Origin of the sequence: Halomonas sp. 111, from assembly GCF_052379685.1 — a bacterium.
Lineage (GTDB): Bacteria > Pseudomonadota > Gammaproteobacteria > Pseudomonadales > Halomonadaceae > Vreelandella > Vreelandella citrativorans.
In genome coordinates this window covers 1-1157 of record NZ_JBQSYV010000051.1, presented here as the reverse complement: position 1 = coordinate 1157, position 1157 = coordinate 1, and the positions used below count along the sequence as shown (strand labels likewise).

Below are 1157 nucleotides of genomic sequence, written 5' to 3'. Positions count from 1 at the left end.
GGAAGGTCTGAATAATTACCGATATTCGTCAACGCTCACTTGAGCTGATAAAAAATTGCAAATTTAGGCACTATTTTCCCGTTCTTTGTGCATTTTTTGCCCGTTAACCGCTCATTAAGCGGAAAACGGGCGCAATAGCCCTATTCCCACAGGTATTTTTCACTGATCAGCAGGTTGCTGAACGCCGCCAGCAGGTGCAGGCGCTGGGTGTTTTTAGCAAGACCACGATAGCGAACCTTGCCATAACCAAAGACTTGCTTGATGTACCGAAAAGGGTGCTCCACCTTGGCTCGGATGCTGGCTTTGATCTTTTCGACTTTCTGTTGCTTGGCATCCAACTTCTTTCGCGTGCCAGGCCGTCTGGCAATATACCAAGAGACGTCGCAGCGGTGATGGTGCTCGTCTCGCTTTTGAATGCCCAGGTAACCGGCATCACCGAAGACGCGCTGCTCTTCACCGTGAAGCAGCTTATCGGCAGGCACAATGTCATGCACATTAGCAGCCGTGGTGTCGATGCTGTGAATCAACCCAAGTTTGTCGTCGACACCTATGTGCATTTTCATACCAAAGTGCCAGGAGCCACCTTTTTTAGTCTGGTGCATCTCCGGATCGCGCTTGCCATGTTTGTTTTTGGTAGAACTAGGCGCAGAAATGATAGTGGCATCAACAATGCTGCCTTCGCGCAACATTAGGCCGTTTTTCGCCAGGTGTTTGTTCACTTCCTGGAACAGCACCTTGCCAAGGCTGTGTCGTTCTAGAAAATGACGAAACTTGAGAATCGTCGTTTCGTCCGGCAATCGGTCTAGCTTCAAACCGGCGAAATGCCTCATGGACTCGATCTCGTAGAGAGCATCTTCCATTGACGGATCGCTCAAGTTGTAGAACAACTGCATACAGTGAACTCGAAGCATGGCAGACAATGGATACGGAGGCCGCCCGCTCTCGCCCTTGGGGTAATAACGGGCTACCTTCTTCTCCAGCTGCGTCCAGGGGATCAGCTTGTCCATCCGCTCCAGAAAGAGTTCGCGGCGAGTCTTTCGCTTTTTGTTCTGGTACTCGGCTTCGGAGAAGGTGATCTGATCCATGGCAGCACTGAACCCTATGCAGTTGACGATGTTCGTATTATCGCTGAAGGCAGAGACTTTTTCAGAGCCTCC

The 1157-nt window shown here is 50.6% G+C and carries 1 protein-coding gene; it reads right to left on the bottom strand.

Annotated features, from left to right (window positions below; translation table 11 throughout):
- Nucleotides 1-140: 140 nt before the first annotated feature.
- Nucleotides 141-1085 (bottom strand): IS5 family transposase, encoded by a 945-nt coding sequence (locus ACT3T7_RS18370; protein ID WP_206477948.1) that lies wholly within the window; start codon nucleotides 1083-1085, stop codon nucleotides 141-143.
- Nucleotides 1086-1157: the final 72 nt, after the last annotated feature.